An 18,424-nucleotide genomic window follows, 5' to 3' on the forward strand; every position below is an offset into this window, starting at 1 on the left:
GACAGGCTGGCCGTGAAGATTTGAAACTTGAAAGAAAAGGAAAGTCATGAGACTGATTCTGTTGGGCGCGCCCGGCGCTGGCAAAGGCACACAGGCCACCTTCATCTGCCAGAAGTACGGCATTCCCCAGATTTCCACCGGCGACATGCTGCGCGCCGCCGTCAAGGCTGGCACGCCTCTGGGCCTGGAAGCCAAGAAGGTGATGGACGCAGGCGGCCTGGTCAGCGACGACCTGATCATCAACCTGGTCAAGGACCGCATCGCCCAGGCAGACTGCGCCAATGGTTTCCTGTTTGACGGCTTCCCCCGCACCATTCCGCAGGCCGACGCCATGAAGGCGGCTGGCGTGAAGCTGGACTATGTGCTGGAGATCGATGTGCCTTTCGATGCCATCATCGAACGCATGAGCGGTCGCCGCTCCCACCCGGCCTCGGGCCGCACCTACCACGTCAAGTTCAACCCACCCAAGGTCGAGGGCCAGGACGACGTGACCGGCGAGCCTCTGGTGCAGCGCGACGACGACAAGGAAGAAACCGTGAAGAAGCGGCTGGATGTGTACAGCAACCAGACCCGTCCGCTGGTGGACTATTACAGCCAATGGGCCGCCAAGGAGCCCGGCAACGCACCCAAGTACCGCAAGATCAGCGGCACCGGGAGCGTGGAAGACATCACTTCCCGCGCATTCGAGGCACTGTCCAGCTGACCCTGGATCATGCTCATGAAACAAGCCCGGCATGCCGGGCTTGTTTCGTTTTGCACGGGCAACCGGCGCTCAGCGTGACAGCAGATGCAACTGCAGCGCCAGACGCGCCTTGGCTGGCGGCAGCTGCCCGGGCGCGGTGGGCCAGCGTGCCTGGTCTGCGGCCAGGACACGCCCACGGGCGCAACGCGTGGTGCGCCACACGGTCACGCCAGCAGCTTCTGCCTGCAGCAACGCGGCTTCCAGATCCTGATGGAGGGTGCCGTTGCCGGTGCCAGCCACCACCAGGCCGCGCAGCGGCGGCACACCGGGTTCACGCGACTGAGAGAGCAACGCCCGCACAAGCAGGCCATCCGCACCCGCGTGACTGGTGACCCACTCGACACGCGGCCATTCCGCCGCGGCCAACAGCTTTTCCAGCAAGGCTGGCACCGGAGGCGTTTCGGAAGGCCAGGGCTGCCACTGGGTCAGCCGCCCGGCCTCCACCAAACCCAAAGGCCCTGCGTCGCCGGAATCGAAGGCATCCGTCCGGTAGGTGTGCACCTTCTGCACCAGACGCGCCGAATGCACCTGCCCGGCACACACGGCCACCACACCACGCGCGCCAGGTTCGCTGGCCACCTGCATGGCGTCCACCAGATTCTGCGGCCCATCTGGCACCAGGGCCGTGGAAGGCCGCATGGCACAGGTCAACACCACAGGCTTGGCCGGTGCCAGCACGGCCTGCAGCAGGAACGCCGTTTCCTCCAGGGTGTCCGTGCCGTGCGTCACCACGACGCCTCTCACCTCGGGGTCGGTCAGGCAGGCGTCGACACGCTGCAGCAAGGCGCGCCACGCGGCAGGGCCCATGTCCTTGCTGTCGAGCTGCGCCACCTGTTCGCAGCCCACCTGCACGCCCTCGGGGGTGGGCAATCCCGCCAGCAGGTCACCAACAGGCACCTCGCCAGCCACGTAACCCACGTGGTCCGCCGTCTTTGCTGCCCGCCCTGCAATCGTGCCACCCATGCCCAGCACAACCAGCTTGTTCGCCTTCATTGCCCATTCCTCTGCACTGTCTGAATCATCGATGGGCCTAGTCTAGCCGCTGGGCACGCCCGCATCCGTTAAGCTTCTGCCCCCATGGCCTTCACCCTGCCCCATCCGGTACACCACGAGCTCGTCATCAAGAAGAGCCGCTTCATTGCCTGTGTGCAGCCTGTGGAAGGCCGGGCTGAGGCGCAGGCCATCGTGCAGCAGCTCTGGCAGCAGCACCCCGGTGCGGCACACGTGTGCTGGGCGCTGCTTGCGGGCGGCCAGTCGGCGGCCGTGGATGACGGCGAGCCCAGCGGCACGGCCGGCCGCCCCATGCTGGACGTGTTGCGCCACCAGGAGCTGGAAGGGGTGCTGGCCACCGTGGTTCGCTATTTCGGCGGCGTCAAGCTTGGCGCGGGCGGACTGGTGCGCGCCTACACCGACGCGGTGGCCCAGGCTCTGCTGGACGCGCCCAAAGTGGCCCGCGAACGCCAGACCACCCTGGTCTGCCAGGTGCCGTACGCCCAGGAGGGCTGGCTGCGGCGCGAACTGCAGGCCGTCCAGGCCCAACTGCTGGACGTGAGCCACGCAGACGAAGTGACGCTGCGCTGGCGCCTGCCCGAGCCCCTGGCCGCAGGCCTGGTCGAACGCCTGAACGAAGGCGGACAAGGCAAGCTTCGCTGGCTCAAGGAAGACAGCGCCGCAGTTGATTAAGATGTGAAGTATTTCGTCCATTTCCGGGCTTGGCGCCCGCACTCCGCATGAAACGTCTTGAAGGAAAAGTCAGCATCGTCACCGGCGCGGGCCAGGGCATCGGCGCCGCCACGGCGCTCAAGTTCGCACAGGAAGGCGCGGTCGTCATCGTCTGCGACGTCAACCCCGCCAACGTGGACCACGTGGTGTCGCAATGCCTGGCTGCGGGCGCGCAAGCCCACGGCTTCACCATGGACGTGACCCAGCGTGCCCAGGTGGACGACGTCGTGAAGCAGGTGCTGCAGCGCTTGGGCCGCGTTGACGTGCTGGTCAACAACGCGGGCATCACCCAGGACGCGCGGCTGCAGAAAATGACCGAAGAGCAGTTCGACCGTGTTGTCGACGTGAACCTGCGTGGCGTGTTCCATTGCGCCCAGGCGGTGGCCGACGCCATGGTGGCACAGGGCAGTGGCGTCATCCTCAACGCCTCGTCGGTCGTGGGCATCTACGGCAACTTCGGCCAGACCAACTATGCCGCCACCAAGTTCGGCGTGATCGGTTTCACCAAGACCTGGAGCCGCGAACTCGGGCCCAAAGGCGTGCGTGTCAACGCCGTGGCGCCGGGCTTTGTCAGCACCCCCATCCTGCAGACCATTCCCGAAAAGGTGCTGCAGGAAATGGAGCACAAGGTGCCCCTCAAGCGCCTGGGCCGCCCCGAGGAAATCGCCAACGTCTACGCCTTCCTGGCCAGCGATGAGGCCAGCTACGTCAACGGCGCGGTGATCGAGGTCTGCGGCGGCATGACGGTCTGACCGCAGGTGACTGGATGACACTGGCGAACGCCCCTGCCGAAGGCCCCCAGGTGGCGGGTCAACCTCGCTCCAAGACGGATCTGTTCCTGTCCTTCACCTGGCTGGCACTGCAGGGCTTTGGCGGGGTGCTGGCCGTCGTGCAACGTGAGCTGGTCGACAAGAAGCGCTGGCTGACACGCGACCAGTTCGTCGAGGACTGGGCCGTGGCACAGATACTGCCTGGGCCGAACGTGGTGAACCTCTCGCTGATGATCGGCGGGCGCTACTTCGGCCTGCCGGGCGCGCTGGCGGCGCTGGCGGGCATGCTGCTGGCTCCGCTGCTGGTGGCGCTGGTCCTGGCTGTTGCGTTCGCCAGCATTGCCGACGCCCCCGCTGCACTCGGTGCCCTGCGTGGCATGGGCGCCGTGGCCGCAGGGCTCATCACCGCCACGGGGCTGAAGCTGATAGGTGCCTTGCAGAACAACGTGATGGGGCGCTTCGTCTGCTGGGGTTTCGCCGCGGCCACGTTCGTGGCGATCGCATTGGCCCGGCTGCCCCTGGCCTGGGTGCTGCTGGGCCTGGGCAGCGTGGCGTGTATTTGGGCCTGGACGCGCCTGGCCACACAGATCGCGGAGAACAGGACATGACCGCCACCCTGCACGCCGCAGACTGGGTACAGCTTTTTCTGCATTTCCTGATGCTCTCGCTGCTGGCAGTGGGCGGCGCCATCACCACGGCACCCGACATGCACCGCTACCTGGTGACGCAGCACGGATGGCTGACGGACGCCCAGTTCACCGCATCGATTGCGCTGGCCCAGGCTGCCCCCGGGCCCAACGTACTGTTCGTTGCCCTGCTGGGCTGGACAGTGGGCGTGAACGCGGGTGGCGGCGTGGTGGCGGGAACCACCGCCTGGCCCATGGGCGTGCTCGGCGTGCTGCTGACCATGGCGGCCATCCTGCTGCCTTCCTCCACACTCACCTACGTGGCAACGCGCTGGGCCCACCGCAACCGCGAGCGGCGCGAGGTGAAGGCGTTCAAGCAAGGCATGGCACCCATCGTCATCGCCCTGCTCATCGCCACAGGCTGGGTGCTGAGCGCCGCGCATGACGACCCCGCACGCGACTGGCGGCTGTGGCTATTGACCGTGGTGAGCGCCCTGCTGGTGTGGCGCACCAAGCTCCATCTGCTCTGGATGCTCGGTGCTGGCGCCGTGCTGGGCTCCCTGGGCTGGGTCTGAGCCCGGCAGATCGGGGTCAGGAGCGCTGGCGCAGCGCCTCGTACAGGCACACAGCGCTGGCCACCGACACGTTCAGGCTTTCCACCGCGCCGCGCATGGGTATGCTCACCAGCTCGTCGCAGGTCTTGCGCGTGAGCTGGCGCATGCCGGGCCCTTCGGCCCCCAGCACCAGGGCCACGGGGCCCTTCAGATCCACCTGGTAGATGGTCTTGGGCGCATCGTCACTCGTGCCAATGATCCAGACATTGCGCTCCTTCAGCTCGTTGAGCGTGCGCGCCAGGTTGGTCACCATGAAGTAAGGCACGGTCTCTGCCGCGCCGCTGGCCACCTTGGCCACCGTGGCGTTGATGCCCGCAGCGTGGTCCTTGGGCGCGATCACCGCCTGAGCACCGGCACCATCGGCCACGCGCAGACATGCACCCAGGTTGTGCGGGTCCGTCACACCATCGAGCACCAGCAGCAAGGGCGCGTCGCCGCTGCCCTGCTCCAGCTGGTCCAGCAGATCGTCTAGCGAGCGGGCCTGCGCCACCGGCTCCACGCGCGCGGCCACACCCTGGTGACCGTGGCTGCCCGCCAGCTTGGCTATGCGCAGGCTGTCGGCCTCGATCAGCCGCGCGCCCGCTTCCTTGGCGCGCTCCAGGAACTGCTTCATGCGCGCGTCGCGGCGCGAGGGGTCAACGTAAATCTCGATGATGGACGCGGGCGCCGTCTTCAGGCGCACACCAACGGCATGGAAGCCGAACAGGACTTTGGGAGAGGACATCCCTCGATTATCACGCCTCGGCCAGCGCAGGCTCGCTGGCCCGCCCGGCTTCGATGGTGATGCGGCGCTCGCAACGCTGTGCAATGGCCCGGTCGTGCGTCACCAGAACGAGCGTCGTCCCCAGTTCGCGGTTCAGCTCGAACATCAGCTCCATCACACGCTCCCCCGTGGCAAAGTCCAGACTGCCCGTGGGCTCGTCGGCCAGCAGCACCGCCGGGCGCACCACGAAGGCACGAGCCAGCGCTACGCGCTGCTGCTCGCCACCCGAAAGCACCTTGGGGTAATGCCCCAGGCGCTCGCCCAACCCCACGCGCCGCAGCATCTCGGTGGCCGCTGTGCGGGCGTCGCGCCGGCCGGCCAGCTCCAGCGGCAGCATCACGTTTTCCAGCGCCGTGAGGTTGCCCAGCAACTGGAAGCTCTGGAACACAAAACCCACCTTTTGCGCCCGCAAGGCCGCGCGCTGATCCTCGTCCAGAGCGAAAATATCCGTGCCGTCGATGTGAACCGTTCCTGCGCTGGGCGTGTCCAACCCGGCGACGATGGCCAGCAAGGTGCTCTTGCCGGAGCCGGAGGCCCCGACGATGGCCACCGTTTCACCCTTGTAAAGCTCGAAATCGACCTCACGCAGAATGTCCAGCTGGCCAGTGGCGTCGCTCACCGACTTCGACAGGTTCTGCACTGCGATCATCACATCCGACATGGAAAGGCTCTTCAAGTTGAATCGACGACACTTTAACGCCATCACCGCCCTGGCCGCCCTCGTGGGGTCTTGCCCGGCCTGGGCGGAGCCGGAGCCCATTGTGCTGGTGGTGGGCGATTCCCTCAGCGCCGAGTACGGGCTGCGCCGCGGTAGTGGCTGGGTGGCATTGCTGGAACAGCGCCTGGCCAGCAGCAAGGCTGGCGTGCGCGTGGTCAACGCCAGCATCAGCGGAGACACCACTTCAGGCGGCCGCTCCCGCCTGCCCGCGCTGCTCCAGCAGCACCGGCCCGCCATCGTGGTCATTGAACTCGGCGGCAACGACGCCCTGCGCGGCCTGCCGCTGGACATGACCCGTGGCAACCTTTCGGCCATGGCCCGCCAGGCCCGCGAGGCCGGTGCCAAGGTGCTGCTGCTCGGCATGGAGATGCCGCCCAACTACGGCGCGCGCTATGCCGAGGAATTCCGGCAGATGTTCGCCGACGTCGCCAAAGCCGAAAAGGCGGCCCTCCTCCCCTTCTTCCTCAAGGGCGTGGCCGACGGCCCCGACCCGGTTGCGCTGTTCCAGGCCGACCGCATCCACCCGAACGAGAGCGCCCAGCCCCGCATGCTGGACAATGTATGGCCTGAACTGCGCAAGCTGTTGCCCAAGCGCTGAAGCCATCACCACCGTATGCCCCTGCAAACCCTGCCCGCCAGCGCCGCCCTGGAACGTCTGGCCGACTTCGACACCGTCATCGACGCCCGCACCGAGGACGAGTACGCCCTCGACCATCTGCCCGGTGCCATCAACTGGCCCACGCTCAACAACGAGGAGCGCATCGTCATCGGCACGATGTACAAGCAGGTCAACGCCTTCGAGGCCAAGAAGCGGGGCGCGGCGCTCGCCGCCCGCAACATCGCCGCGCACATCGAGCGCGAAGTGATTGACAAGCCCAAGAACTGGAAGCCACTGGTCTACTGCTGGCGGGGCGGCAACCGCAGTGGTTCGCTGGCCACCATACTCAGTGCCATCGGGTTTCAGGTCACCCTGATCGAAGGCGGCTACAAGGCGTCACGCAATGCGCTGGTGGAATCCCTGCCGACCCTGGTGCAACGCCTGCGCTACAAGGTGGTGTGTGGCCCCACAGGCTCGGGCAAGACGCGTCTGCTTCAGGCACTGGCGGCCCAGGGCGCACAGGTGCTCGATCTGGAGGGTCTGGCCTCACACCGCAGTTCCGTGCTCGGCTTGATCCCCGGCCAGCCGCAGCCCAGCCAGAAGCGCTTCGACACCCTCGTGTGGGAAGCCCTGCACACCTACGACCCCGCCCGTGTGGTGTTCGTGGAAAGCGAAAGCAAGAAGGTGGGGAACCTGCGCGTGCCTGACGCCCTGATCGACGCCATGCGTGCCAGCCCCTGCCTGGACCTGCAACTGCCGCTGGATGAGCGCGTGGCGCTGCTGATGGAAGACTACGACTTCTTCCTGCGCGACAGCGAGTTCTTCTGCGAACGCCTGCGCGCACTCACCGAATTGCGCGGCAAGGCAGTGATCGACGAATGGGTGGACATGGTGCAGGCTGGCCGCTCGGACGCCGTGGTACACGAACTCCTGGCCAAGCACTACGACCCGGTGTACGCGGCTTCGATCCGCCGAAACTTCGTGCAGTATGGGCAAGCGCTGCCCTGTCCGGTTGCCAGCCGATCAGAGGCGGCCATGGCCGCCCTCGCCCGCGACCTGATCGCTCAGGAAAGTGCCGCCATGGCCTGAAGCAGGTCAGCCTTCAGGTCGGCAGCGGCTTCCAGGCCCACGGCGAAGCGAACCAGGCGGCTGGCGTGCGGCCAGGGCGTTGTTCGCATGGAAGGCACGTCGTAGGGCACGCACAGGCTGATGGGCCCTGCCCAGCTGTAACCCAGACGGAACAGCTTGAGGCTGTCGCAGAAGGCGTCAACTTTTTCCGCAGAGATGGCTGGGTCGAACACCACGCTGAAAAGGCACGCGGCCGCTCTGGCGTCGCGCGCCCAGCTCGCATGACCCGGTGAGCTTGGCAAGGCGGGGTGAAACACCTTGGCCACACCGGGTTGGTCCTGCATCCAGGCGGCCAGTTCACGGGTTGTGGTGTCTTGCGCGTGGTAGCGCAACACCATGCTGTTCAGCCCGCGCAGCACAAGCTCCGCGTCGTTCGCACCCACCCCAAGGCCCAGGCGCATGTGCGTCAGCAGCAACTGCCGGTGCAAGGCCTCGTCACGCGTGACGACCGAGCCCATCAGCACGTCCGCCCCGCCGCTGGGGTACTTGGTGAGGGCTTGCATGGAAATGTCCACGCCCATGTCAAAAGGCTGGAACGCCACTCCCGCACCCCAGGTGTTGTCCAGCGCCGCAATCAGCTGCCGGGAGGCATTCGCCTCGCGCACGACAGCCACCAGCGCGGGCACATCAGGGTACTCCAACGTGACCGAGCCCGCGGCCTCCAGCCAGACGAGGCGCGTGGACGCGCCGATCTTGGCAGCCAGGTCGGCCGGGTTCATAGGGTCGTAGTAACGGTGGGTGATACCCCAGGCTGCAAGTTCGCCTTCGGCCAGGGTTTTGCCTGGACCGTACGCGTTGTCGGGGAGCAGCACCTCTTCGCCCGTGCGCAGCAACGCCATGTCCACCAGCGCGATGGCTGCCAGGCCGCTGGGGGCCAGCAGGCAATGGCTGCCGCCTTCCACCGACGCTATGCGCTCTTCCAGTGTGAACGTGGTGGGCGTGCCATGCAAGCCATACGTGTAGGCCGATTTGTTCTTCCAGTCGCGGGCACGCATGGCCGCCACGCCTGGGAAGATGACCGTGGAGGCCTTGTGCACGCCCGGCGCCACCGCCTCGAACTCGGGCGGCGGCACGTAGGGGTGATGGATCAGTCCAGTGCGCAGGTCCATGGAGGCCCGCTCAAACCTTCCACTTGGCCAGCAGTTGCGCCGGGCGCATGTTGTCGTAGCCCTCGAAAGGCTGGTGGATCCACGGGTTGGTGGGCAGGAACTCCACCGAATAATCCGGCGTGAACACCGACACCGCCTTGGTCCAGATCACCGCGCTGCGCAGCTCGGTGATGGGCGGGTAGTTGTTCTTGAGCATGTCGATCACAGCACGCAGCGTGTGGCCGGAATCAGCCAGGTCGTCCACCAGCAGCACACGGCCTGCAATCTCGCCCTTGGGCGTGGTGATGTAACGGGCGATGTCCAGCTGGCCCTGCACCGTGCCCGCTTCCGCCCGGTACGAGCTGGTGGACATGATGGCCAGGGGCTTGTCGAAGATGCGGCTCAGGATGTCACCCGGGCGCATGCCGCCGCGGGCCAGGCACAGGATGGTGTCGAACTCCCAGCCCGACTGGTGCACCTTGATCGCCAGTTTTTCGATCAGGTTGTGGTACTCGTCGTAAGACACGTACAGGTGTTTGCCGTCTTCGGTCAGCATATCGGATCTCCGTTTCAGAGGGTCTTGGGTAGGCTGCCGCTCAGGCGGCGAAGGGGTGGTGCAACAGAATGGTGTGGTCGCGGTCCGGGCTGGTGGACACCACGTGAATGGGAACACCCGTCACTGCCTCGATGCGGCTCAGGTAGGCCTGCGCGTTGGCGGGCAGATCTTCGTAACGGGTCACCCCCACAGACGAATCGCTCCAGCCCGGCAGCGTTTCGTAGATCGGCTCGCAGCGGGCGATTTCGTCGGCCCCCAGCGGCAGAATGTCGATGATCTCGCCGTCGAGCTTGTAGCCCACGCACAGCTGCAGTTCGGTCAAGCCGTCCAGCACGTCCAGCTTGGTGATGCACAGACCGCTCAGGCCATTGACCTGGGCCGAGCGCTTCAGCAGCGCGGCATCAAACCAGCCGCAGCGGCGCGAACGGCCAGTGGTCACGCCCTTCTCGGCACCCACGGTGCTCATGTGGTAGCCCGGCGTGCCTTCCTTTTCCCAGTCCAGCTCGGTGGGGAACGGGCCGCCGCCCACACGGGTGCAGTACGCCTTGGTGATGCCCAGCACGTAGTGCAACATGCCCGGGCCAACGCCCGCGCCCGCTGCCGCATTGCCAGCAACGCAGTTGCTGGAAGTCACGAACGGATAGGTGCCGTGGTCGATGTCCAGCAACGTGCCTTGCGCGCCTTCGAACAGCAGGTTGACGCCCGCCTTGTTTGCCTCGTTCAGTTCACGCGACACGTCGGCGATCATCGGCTTGAGCTGCTCGGCCTGCTGCATGGCCTGCTCGAACACCGGTTCGAACTGGATGCGCCCTTCCTTGATGAAACCTTCGAACGCCGGGCCCCAATCCATGTCTGCGGCCCCCAGGTAGGAAGTCAGCAGGTGGTTATGCAAATCCAGCAGTTCGCGCAACTTGGCGGCGAAGCGCTCGGGGTGCTTCAGGTCCTGCACGCGCAGCGCACGGCGAGCGATCTTGTCCTCGTAAGCGGGGCCAATGCCGCGCCCAGTCGTGCCGATCTTGGCAACACCGGCTTTTTCCTTGGCGGCTTCGCGGGCCACGTCGATGGCAGCATGGAAAGGCAGGATCAGCGGGCAGGCTTCGCTCACCCGCAGGCGCGAACGCACTTCCACGCCAGCCTTCTCCAGCCCGGCGATTTCTTCCAGCAGCTTGGTCACCGACAACACCACGCCGTTGCCGATGTAGCACTTGACACCAGGGCGCATGATGCCGCTGGGAATGAGGTGCAGTGCCGTTTTCACGCCATTGATGACCAGCGTGTGGCCCGCGTTGTGCCCACCTTGGAAACGGACGACGCCACGCGCGGTCTCCGTCAGCCAGTCCACCAGCTTGCCTTTGCCTTCATCACCCCACTGGGTGCCCACGACCACGACGTTGCGCCCGGGCTGGGCCTTGAAAGAATTTTGGTTCATTTGGTACCGATCCAACAAAAGGGGTTCTCAGGCAGTCAGTGGCTCCACCACCCACTGGCCATCTCGCGCCACGAGTGCGCGGTTGCAAAGGAATTCGTCCACCTCGTGCTCATGCCCGGGCAGCACGCACACCACGGTCTCGCCTGCGGCGCGCAAACGGGCTATCGTCGAGCGCAACGCGGAATCACTGCCCCAGGGGGCGCGGATGGCCGCCTGCAGCGCCGGTGCGGACACTGCTGCCACCAGCTCCTTGAGGTCCAGGCTGAAACCTGCCGCCGGGCGCTTGCGGCCGAACACCGCGCCGACCTCGTCGTAGCGGCCCCCGCGCACCAGTTCCACCAGACGGCCGCCAGCACGCTGGGCGGCAAACATGGAGAACCGCACACCTGTGTAGTAGGCGTAGCCGCGCAAGTCACCCAGGTCAAACGACACCGTCATGCCCTGCAGGTGAGACGCCAGCCAGCGCAGATCGCCCAGCGCCTTGTCCAGCAGCGGGCTGGAACGCAGGCGACGAGCTGCCTCGTCCAGCACCGAAACGTCCCCGTAAAGGGTGGGCAATGCGAGCAGGTCGTCACGCACCGCCTGCGGCAGGCCTTTGCTCAACGCATCCAGCGTGGCCACATCCTTGGCCGCCAGCGCGGAGTGGATGCGCGCAACGGTGCCAGCGTCGAGCGCCTGCCCTGCCAGCACGGCATCGATGATCCGCACGTCACCCAAGTCCAGCGCCAGCTGCTCCATGCCACTGGCCAGCAGGCAGGCCTGGGCCAGCTCAAGCACTTCCAGATCGGCCTCCAGGCCGGCATGGCCATAGAGTTCCGCGCCAAGCTGCAGGGGCTCACGTGTGGCGTGCGGACGGTCGACCCGAGTGTGCACCACAGGGCCGCAATAACACAGGCGCGTCACGCCCTGGCGGTTGAGCAGGTGGGCGTCGATGCGGGCAACCTGCGGCGTGGTGTCGGCTCGCAAGCCGAGCGACCGCCCCGACAGCTGGTCCACCAGCTTGAAGGTTTGCAGGTCGAGCGCCTCGCCCGTGCCGGTCAGCAGGGAATCCAGGTGCTCGATCAGCGGCGGCATCACCAGCTCGTAGCCGTGGCCACGAGCGGTATCCAGCAAGGCACGGCGCAGGTCTTCGATGTGCCGGGCCTCGGAGGGCAGGACATCGGCAATTTGATCCGGTAGGACCCAGGCAGACATGGGGATGGGAGGGCTGTTAAAAAGAGGATTTTACCGGGGTCTGGACACCCCATGAAAAAAGCGGCCGCCACGGACATGGACGGCCGCCACAGGCATGTGTCACAGAGCCGCCGGAGCCGCCTGTGGCGGCCCCTGGCGAGAGCCTGACTCAGCGTCCGCTGGCGCCCTTGAACGTCTTGAAGAACTCGGACGATGGATCAACCACCATGACGTCGTTCTTGTTGGCAAAGCTGGCCTTGTAGGCCTCCAGGCTGCGGTAGAACTGTGCAAAGGCCGGGTCGCGCCCGAAAGCCTCGTTGTAGGCACGGGCGGCCTCGGCGTCCCCTTCACCCTTGATCTTCTGGGCGTTGCGGAAAGCCTCGGCCACAATGACCTCACGCTGGCGGTCAGCGTCGGCACGGATCTTTTCCCCCTCGGCAAAGCCGGTGGAGCGGAGTTCGTTGGCCACGCGCTTGCGCTCTGCCTCCATGCGGTCGTACACGGAACGGGTGATGGTCTCCGCGTAGTCGATCCGGGTGATGCGCACGTCGACCACATCGATACCCCAGGGCTTCTCGGCGCCACGGACGGCAGCAAGCACTTCCCGCTTTACGTCTTCCATCAGCTGCTCACGGCGGGTGGAAAGCAGTTCACGCACGGTTCGCTTGTTGACCTCCTGCTGGAAGGAGTTGCGCACCACCCTGTTGAGCTGGATGGCGCCGGCGCGCTCGTCCACACCCACGTTGCGGATGTAAGCAGACGGCTCCGCGATGCGCCAGCGCACATACCAGTCGATCACGACGCGCTGCTTCTCGGCCGTCAGCGTCGGCTCGGTGTCCGTGCTTTCCAGCGTCAACAGCCGCTTGTCGATGTAGGACACGTTCTGGAACGGCGGCGGCAGCTTGAAGTTCAGGCCGGGTTCGGTGATGACGGTCTTGATCTGCCCCAGCGCGTAGACAACGCCAAACTGGCGCTGATCGACGACGAAGAGCATGGAACTGGCGATGGCCAGTGCCACCAGGAAGGATGAAATGATGAAGCCAAGCTTGTTCATGGTGTGCGTTCTCCTGGCGTTCAGCGGGTTTCACGTTCGCGTGAACGGGAATCGTCACGGGCGCGAGCGTCGTTGGGCAGGAGAGGTGGTGCCGGAGGTGCCGTTGCGCCACTGGACGCGCCGCCCGCAGCAGGCGCCGAGGACGACACGGACTGCATGATCTTGTCCAGCGGCAGGTACAGCAGGTTGGAGTTCTGCCGGGTATCGATCAGCACCTTGGTCACGCTGCCGTATACCTCCTGCATCGCCTCCAGGTACAGGCGTTCGCGCATCACCTGCGGGGCCTTGGCGTGCTCGGCCTGGATCAGACGGAAGCGCTGGGCATCACCCTGCGCCTGTGCAACGATGCGCGCCTTGTAGCCCTCTGCCTCTTCCATGAGGCGGGACGCGGCGCCTCGTGCGCGTGGCACAACGTCGTTGGCATAGGCCTCGGCCTCGTTCTTGGCGCGTTCACGCTCCTGGCCAGCCTTCAGCACGTCGTCAAAAGCCGCCTGGACCTGCTCGGGCGGTCGAACACCACCCTGCTGCAGGTTGATGCCGACAATCTCGATACCCACGCTGTAACGGTCCAGGATGGTCTGCATCAGCGTGCGGACGCGGGGAGCAATCTGGTCCCGCTCCTCGGCCAGGGCAGCGTCCATCTTCATCTTGCCCACCACTTCGCGGACGGCCGTTTCAGCTGCGCGCAGCACGGCCGCATCCGGATCCCGGCTGGCGAACAGATAAGCCCGCGCGTCGTTCAGACGGTACTGGACCGCGAACTTGATCTCGACGATGTTCTCGTCCTCCGTGAGCATGGCGGATTCGCGCAGCCCGGTGGCCCGGACGATGGCATCACGGCCGACGTCGACAGACCGTATCTGCGTGACAAACACCGACTCGTGCCGCTGGATCGGATACGGCAGACGCCAGTTGAAGCCCGCCCCTACCGTGCTGTGGTACTTGCCGAACTGCGTGATGACGGCCTGCTGGCCTTCCTGCACGATGAAGAAACCTGTGCCAAGCCAGATCAGCGCCGCGACACCGGCGATCAGGCCAACGCCGATACCCGTGTTCTTGGGGTCGGGCCTGAAGCCGGGCGGCGTGCCGCCACCCTGGCCACCACGCCCGCCCCGGCCGCCGAACAGCCCGCCGAGCTTGCGGTTGAAATCCCGCCAGAGTTCATCCAGGTCCGGCGGCCCCTGGTCGGGCCCCTGCCCCTGGGGCCGCTGCCGTGGCGGCTCTTCGTGACGCCGATCGTCATCCCCCTGGGCATTGCGACCCTGTCCGGACGAATTCCCTTCGTCGTCACGCCCCCAGCGGGGGTCGTTCAGGTTGAACATACCCCTCACGCGACTCCAGCGGGGCGGGCGAAGGTTCAGCGGATTCAAGTTCATGAGCAATGATGATGAAGGAGGAAGTACAAGGTTCTATTGTGCCGAATCAGCCGGGCACCCGCGCTTCGCCGGGTTGCACGGCACAACCCATCGATGCAACACGTTCTGCCAGCAGCTGACGAAGCTGGTTCAGGCCCCGGCCGGTACGTGCACTGAGAAAGATACGAGGAACGCTCTGGCCATCTAGTTCCGTTTGATCGACCATTTCCAGAGGCCATTGACCTGGATCAAGCGCATCAAGCTTGTTGAACACCAGTATCTGCGGCACATCTGCAGCCCCGATTTCGTGCAAGACGCGCAACACCTCCTGGATCTGTTCCGGATGGGCGGGGTTCGAGACGTCAACCACGTGCAGCAGAAGGTCGGCGTCGCGGGCTTCCTGCAAGGTTGCTGCGAAGGCATCCACCAGCGTGTGAGGCAGGTCCCGGATGAAGCCCACCGTATCGGAGAGAGATACGCTTCGCCCCAGTTCACCCAGGTACATCTGGCGGGTGGTCGTGTCGAGTGTGGCGAACAACTGGTCGGCCGCGTAGGCCCGTGCCTTCACCAGCGCGTTGAACAGAGACGACTTGCCCGCGTTGGTGTAACCCACCAGCGAGATGTTGAATGCCCCGCGCCGGTCCCGCTGGCGCCGCTGCGTGCTGCGCTGGCGCTTGACCTTGTCGAGCCGCTCGCGAGTGCGCTTGATGGCATCGCCGATCATGCGGCGGTCCAGTTCGATCTGTGTTTCACCAGGGCCGCCGCGCATGCCGATGCCACCGCTCTGACGTTCCAGGTGCGACCAGCGCCGGACCAACCGCGTGGAAAGGTACTGCAACCGAGCCAGTTCGACCTGCAACTTGCCCTCGTGGCTGCGTGCCCGCTGCGCGAAGATCTCCAGGATCAGCAAGATGCGGTCGTTCACGGGCATGCCCATGTGACGCTCAAGGTTGCGCTGCTGAGCCGGGCTCAAAGCCTGGTCAAAGAGGATTTCCTTGGCATCATGGCCTAGCGCCAGTGCCTTGATCTCGTCAGCCTTCCCGGAACCGACGAAAAGCGCGGCATCGGGCGCACGCCGCTTGCAGGTCACCCTGTCAAGCACGACATAACCGGCCGTGGTGGCCAGCTGCGCGAGCTCTTCAAGGTCTTCGTCGAAATGAGGAAGCCCCAGATCGACCCCCACCAGGATCACGCCTGGCAGAGCCGGAGGGGCTTTTTCAGGGGAAGTCAATTGGTGTGCTTGGAGCCGGTCACGGGGCACCGGCCCTCAAAATGCGCCACTCAGGCTGCTTCGCCAGACTGGGTAGCGCTGAACTGGACCGGACGGCCCGGAACGATGGTGGAGATGGCGTGCTTGTAGACCATCTGGGTGACCGTGTTGCGCAGCAGGACGACGTACTGATCGAAGGACTCGATCTGCCCCTGAAGCTTGATCCCGTTGACGAGGTAGATAGACACCGGCACGTGCTCGCGGCGGAGTTGGTTCAGAAAGGGATCCTGCAAAAGCTGGCCTTTGTTGTTGCTCACGATATGCTCCGTGTTCAAAAAGTTGTGGAAGTGCGACCATACCACAGCAAGGGCCGCGGCGGATCACCCATGGGGCGAGACCTAGGCGTCGTAGGGATTGGCCGAAGTCTTGAACTCGATGCGCAGAGGCGTTCCGACCAGGTCAAAGGCCTTGCGGAACCGACCTTCCAGGAAGCGGCGGTAGGCCTCGCCCACGTGCTCCAGGGAGTTGCCGTGGATCACGATCACCGGCGGGTTCATGCCGCCCTGATGGGCGTAGCGCATCTTGGGACGGAACATGCCGCCGCGCTTGGGGGCCTGGAAGGCCACCGCTTCCTGCAGCAGACGCGTGAGCACAGGGGTGGACATCTTGCGCGTGGCCGAGGCATAGGCCTGCGCGATCGACTTCCACAGCGGCGCGATGCCCTGCCGCTTCTTCGCGGAAATCATGTGCATGGCCGCAAACTTGAGGAACCCCAGGCGGCTTTCGATGGAACGCTGCAGCTGCTCGCGCTGGTAGCTGTCGATGGCGTCCCACTTGTTGATCGCCACGACGACCGCGCGGCCGCTCTCCAGGACGAAACCTGCAATGTGCGCGTCCTGGTCCGTCACGCCCTGCGTGGCGTCAATCAGGAGCAGCACCACATGCGCGTTCTCGATGGCCTGCAACGTCTTGACCACCGAGAACTTCTCGATCGCCTCGAACACTTTGCCTTTGCGGCGAAGGCCGGCCGTGTCGATCAGCTCGAACTTCTGGCCATTGCGTTCGAACGGGACCGAGATCGCGTCGCGGGTCGTGCCTGGCATATCGAAGGCCACGAGGCGCTCCTCCCCGAGCCAAGCGTTGATCAGGGTGGATTTCCCGACATTGGGGCGCCCTGCCACAGCCAGCTTGATCACCGTCTCGGCGCCTTCGGCTGGCTCCTCATCGGCAGCGTCGTCGGCCCAGGGCAGTTTGTCCAGCGCCGACTCCACCATGGAGCGAACGCCCTGCCCGTGCGCTGCGGAAACGGGCAGCACGTCGCCCAGGCCCAGCTCGTAGAACTCCGACAGCTGTGCGCCCGCCTTCATGCCCTCGGCCTTGTTGGCCACCAGCAGGCAGGGTTTGCCCAGGCGGCGCAAGTAGTTGGCGATGTCGTGGTCCTGCGCGCTCAAACCCGCGCGCGCGTCCAGCACGAAGATGACGACATCGGACTCGGCCACGGCCTGCTGGGTCTGCCTGGCCATTTCCTTGTAGATGCCACTGCCTGCGTCAGGCTCGAAACCGCCCGTGTCGATCACGATGAATTCGCGCTTGCCCAGGCGCGCATTGCCATAGTGGCGGTCCCGCGTCAGTCCGGGGAAGTCGGCCACGATCGCGTCGCGGGTATGGGTCAGACGGTTGAACAGCGTCGACTTGCCGACGTTGGGCCGCCCGACGAGGGCGATGACAGGTTTCATTCAGGACGCCAGGCGTACACGCCACCGTTGCGGGTGACGGCGATCAGGGTATTGCCCGCCAGGAAAGGCGCAGCAACGATGGGGGAACCATCTGTGGTCAGACGGTTGAGCATGCTACCGTCTTCACGGGACAGCAGGTGCACATAACCTTGCGCATCGCCGATGACGATGGAGCGGCCAGCCGCCAGCGGAGCGGTCAGGCCCCGGTTGAGCAGCCGGTCGGTGGACCAGGCAACGTCTCCCGAGGCGCGCTTCCACGCCACCACACGGCCATTGGCCTCGCTGCCATAGACATGGTCAGGGTCCGCATGGACACCGACGGCCCCGTTCGCGGGCTTGGTCCAGGCCAGGACGCCACGGTTGGCATCCACGCAGCCAACAGCCGACTGGAACGCACGGGCACAGACCTGGTCGCCCACCCGGCCCACACGCCCGACCAGGTCGACCAGACGCTCGATCTCATTGACACCACGCGGGCTGGCGATGGCGGCATCCCAGCGGACGCCGCCGTTGGCCGGGTTGAGGCCGGTCAAGCGCCCCGAAATGCCCGTCACCAGGGTGTCGCCGACGGCCATCAGGACACCGGCCTGCTGCAGCACCAGGGCGTCCGCGCCCCGGGCACTCTGGGTCCAGAGGCGGGCACCGGTCTTGCCATCAAAAGCCGAGACACTGCGGTCACCGCTGAGAACGAACACCCGCTGACCAGCCACCAGTGGCGCAGTAAAAACGCGCGCAGCCAGGCGGGTGCGCCAAAGCTCACGGCCCGCAGATACTGCGACCAGGTCGTTGTCCTTGGTCACGACGGCTGCGGTTTCGCCGTCAAAACCCACGCCAGCGGCCAGCGCTGAGCCCACGTCGGCGCGCCAGGCTTCCCTGCCCGCCTGTGCGTCGACCGCCACGAGCGAACCCGCTGCGTTGGCGAAGACCACGGTGTTGCGGGACACAGCAGGCTCAACGAGAGGTGCGCCAGTGCCCACTTGCAGGCTCCAGGCCTGCCGGGCAGAAACCAGTGCAGTCACCGGAACAAGCGGAGCCGGTTCGGGCTTCTTGCTGCCGGACGAGCATGCGGCCAGCACCGCAGCCATTGCCAGCACCACGGGCAGCGTACGAAACCGGTTGGCAGAACGGGTTGCTTTCACCAG

Annotated in this window: 20 protein-coding genes; 7 read left to right on the top strand and 13 right to left on the bottom strand. The window is 65.6% G+C overall.

Annotation, left to right across the window (positions count from 1 at the left end):
- Positions 1-46 precede the first annotated feature (46 nt).
- Positions 47-703, top strand: coding sequence for an adenylate kinase (gene adk, locus ACYVHH_RS09765; RefSeq protein ID WP_460564949.1), 657 nt, complete (start codon positions 47-49; stop codon positions 701-703).
- 69 nt (positions 704-772) lie between these two features.
- On the opposite strand, the gene ACYVHH_RS09770 is transcribed toward adk, so the two are convergent.
- Positions 773-1,735 carry an asparaginase gene (locus ACYVHH_RS09770; protein ID WP_460564950.1) on the bottom strand — a complete coding sequence of 321 codons (963 nt, stop codon included), beginning with the start codon at positions 1,733-1,735 and terminating at the stop codon, positions 773-775.
- Positions 1,736-1,819: 84 nt separating this feature from the next.
- Between ACYVHH_RS09770 and ACYVHH_RS09775 the strand changes: the two genes are divergently transcribed.
- From ACYVHH_RS09775 to ACYVHH_RS09790, 4 genes are read left to right on the top strand one after another with little or no spacing between them, the layout of a single operon-like run.
- Complete coding sequence (locus tag ACYVHH_RS09775; protein WP_460564951.1) at positions 1,820-2,425, top strand: IMPACT family protein; 606 nt, start codon at positions 1,820-1,822, stop codon at positions 2,423-2,425.
- Positions 2,426-2,472: 47 nt separating this feature from the next.
- Positions 2,473-3,216 carry a 3-oxoacyl-ACP reductase FabG gene (gene fabG / locus ACYVHH_RS09780; RefSeq protein ID WP_460564952.1) on the top strand — a complete coding sequence of 248 codons (744 nt, stop codon included), beginning with the start codon at positions 2,473-2,475 and terminating at the stop codon, positions 3,214-3,216.
- A gap of 14 nt (positions 3,217-3,230) precedes the next feature.
- Positions 3,231-3,842: a chromate transporter gene (locus tag ACYVHH_RS09785; protein ID WP_460564953.1), complete on the top strand. Its 612-nt coding sequence runs from the start codon at positions 3,231-3,233 to the stop codon at positions 3,840-3,842.
- Complete coding sequence (locus ACYVHH_RS09790; RefSeq protein ID WP_460564954.1) at positions 3,839-4,435, top strand: chromate transporter; 597 nt, start codon at positions 3,839-3,841, stop codon at positions 4,433-4,435. Before ACYVHH_RS09785 ends, ACYVHH_RS09790 begins: the two co-directional genes overlap by 4 nt.
- Positions 4,436-4,451: 16 nt before the next feature.
- On the opposite strand, the gene rlmB is transcribed toward ACYVHH_RS09790, so the two are convergent.
- Both rlmB and ACYVHH_RS09800 read right to left on the bottom strand, forming a co-directional pair.
- The gene (rlmB, locus tag ACYVHH_RS09795) at positions 4,452-5,198 is read right to left on the bottom strand and encodes a 23S rRNA (guanosine(2251)-2'-O)-methyltransferase RlmB (protein ID WP_460564955.1); all 747 of its coding nucleotides are present in this window, start codon (positions 5,196-5,198) and stop codon (positions 4,452-4,454) included.
- Positions 5,199-5,208: 10 nt separating this feature from the next.
- Positions 5,209-5,898 carry an ABC transporter ATP-binding protein gene (locus ACYVHH_RS09800; RefSeq protein ID WP_460564956.1) on the bottom strand — a complete coding sequence of 230 codons (690 nt, stop codon included), beginning with the start codon at positions 5,896-5,898 and terminating at the stop codon, positions 5,209-5,211.
- On the opposite strand from ACYVHH_RS09800, the gene ACYVHH_RS09805 reads away from it, so the two are divergent.
- Entirely contained in the window at positions 5,897-6,553 is a 657-nt protein-coding gene (locus tag ACYVHH_RS09805; RefSeq protein WP_460564957.1) for an arylesterase, read from the top strand. The genes ACYVHH_RS09800 and ACYVHH_RS09805 overlap by 2 nt on opposite strands.
- A gap of 15 nt (positions 6,554-6,568) precedes the next feature.
- Entirely contained in the window at positions 6,569-7,642 is a 1,074-nt protein-coding gene (gene mnmH, locus ACYVHH_RS09810) for a tRNA 2-selenouridine(34) synthase MnmH (RefSeq protein WP_460564958.1), read from the top strand.
- On the opposite strand, the gene ACYVHH_RS09815 is transcribed toward mnmH, so the two are convergent.
- The 10 genes from ACYVHH_RS09815 to bamB all read right to left on the bottom strand — a co-directional run bounded on the left by ACYVHH_RS09815 (position 7,618) and on the right by bamB (position 18,424).
- Positions 7,618-8,790: a cystathionine beta-lyase gene (locus ACYVHH_RS09815; RefSeq protein ID WP_460564959.1), complete on the bottom strand. Its 1,173-nt coding sequence runs from the start codon at positions 8,788-8,790 to the stop codon at positions 7,618-7,620. The two genes, mnmH and ACYVHH_RS09815, sit on opposite strands and share 25 nt — an antisense overlap.
- 10 nt (positions 8,791-8,800) lie before the next feature.
- Positions 8,801-9,325, bottom strand: coding sequence for a phosphoribosyltransferase (locus ACYVHH_RS09820; RefSeq protein ID WP_460564960.1), 525 nt, complete (start codon positions 9,323-9,325; stop codon positions 8,801-8,803).
- Between the two features lie 40 nt (positions 9,326-9,365).
- Positions 9,366-10,754, bottom strand: a complete 1,389-nt coding sequence (locus ACYVHH_RS09825) for an adenylosuccinate synthase (RefSeq protein WP_460564961.1) — start codon at positions 10,752-10,754, stop codon at positions 9,366-9,368.
- Between the two features lie 27 nt (positions 10,755-10,781).
- Positions 10,782-11,948, bottom strand: coding sequence for an ATP phosphoribosyltransferase regulatory subunit (locus ACYVHH_RS09830; RefSeq protein ID WP_460564962.1), 1,167 nt, complete (start codon positions 11,946-11,948; stop codon positions 10,782-10,784).
- A gap of 148 nt (positions 11,949-12,096) precedes the next feature.
- Positions 12,097-12,981 carry a protease modulator HflC gene (hflC, locus tag ACYVHH_RS09835; protein WP_460564963.1) on the bottom strand — a complete coding sequence of 295 codons (885 nt, stop codon included), beginning with the start codon at positions 12,979-12,981 and terminating at the stop codon, positions 12,097-12,099.
- 20 nt (positions 12,982-13,001) lie between these two features.
- On the bottom strand, positions 13,002-14,357 hold the full coding sequence (gene hflK / locus ACYVHH_RS09840) for an FtsH protease activity modulator HflK (protein WP_460564964.1): 1,356 nt from the start codon (positions 14,355-14,357) through the stop codon (positions 13,002-13,004).
- A gap of 46 nt (positions 14,358-14,403) precedes the next feature.
- On the bottom strand, positions 14,404-15,528 hold the full coding sequence (gene hflX / locus ACYVHH_RS09845; RefSeq protein WP_460565275.1) for a GTPase HflX: 1,125 nt from the start codon (positions 15,526-15,528) through the stop codon (positions 14,404-14,406).
- An 89-nt stretch (positions 15,529-15,617) separates the two neighbouring features.
- Entirely contained in the window at positions 15,618-15,881 is a 264-nt protein-coding gene (gene hfq, locus ACYVHH_RS09850) for an RNA chaperone Hfq (RefSeq protein ID WP_460564965.1), read from the bottom strand.
- Between the two features lie 63 nt (positions 15,882-15,944).
- Complete coding sequence (gene der, locus ACYVHH_RS09855) at positions 15,945-17,282, bottom strand: ribosome biogenesis GTPase Der (protein WP_460564966.1); 1,338 nt, start codon at positions 17,280-17,282, stop codon at positions 15,945-15,947.
- On the bottom strand, positions 17,279-18,424 hold the full coding sequence (gene bamB / locus ACYVHH_RS09860; RefSeq protein WP_460565276.1) for an outer membrane protein assembly factor BamB: 1,146 nt from the start codon (positions 18,422-18,424) through the stop codon (positions 17,279-17,281). The genes der and bamB overlap by 4 nt, the downstream gene beginning before the upstream one ends.

The organism is Hydrogenophaga aquatica (assembly GCF_054780915.1).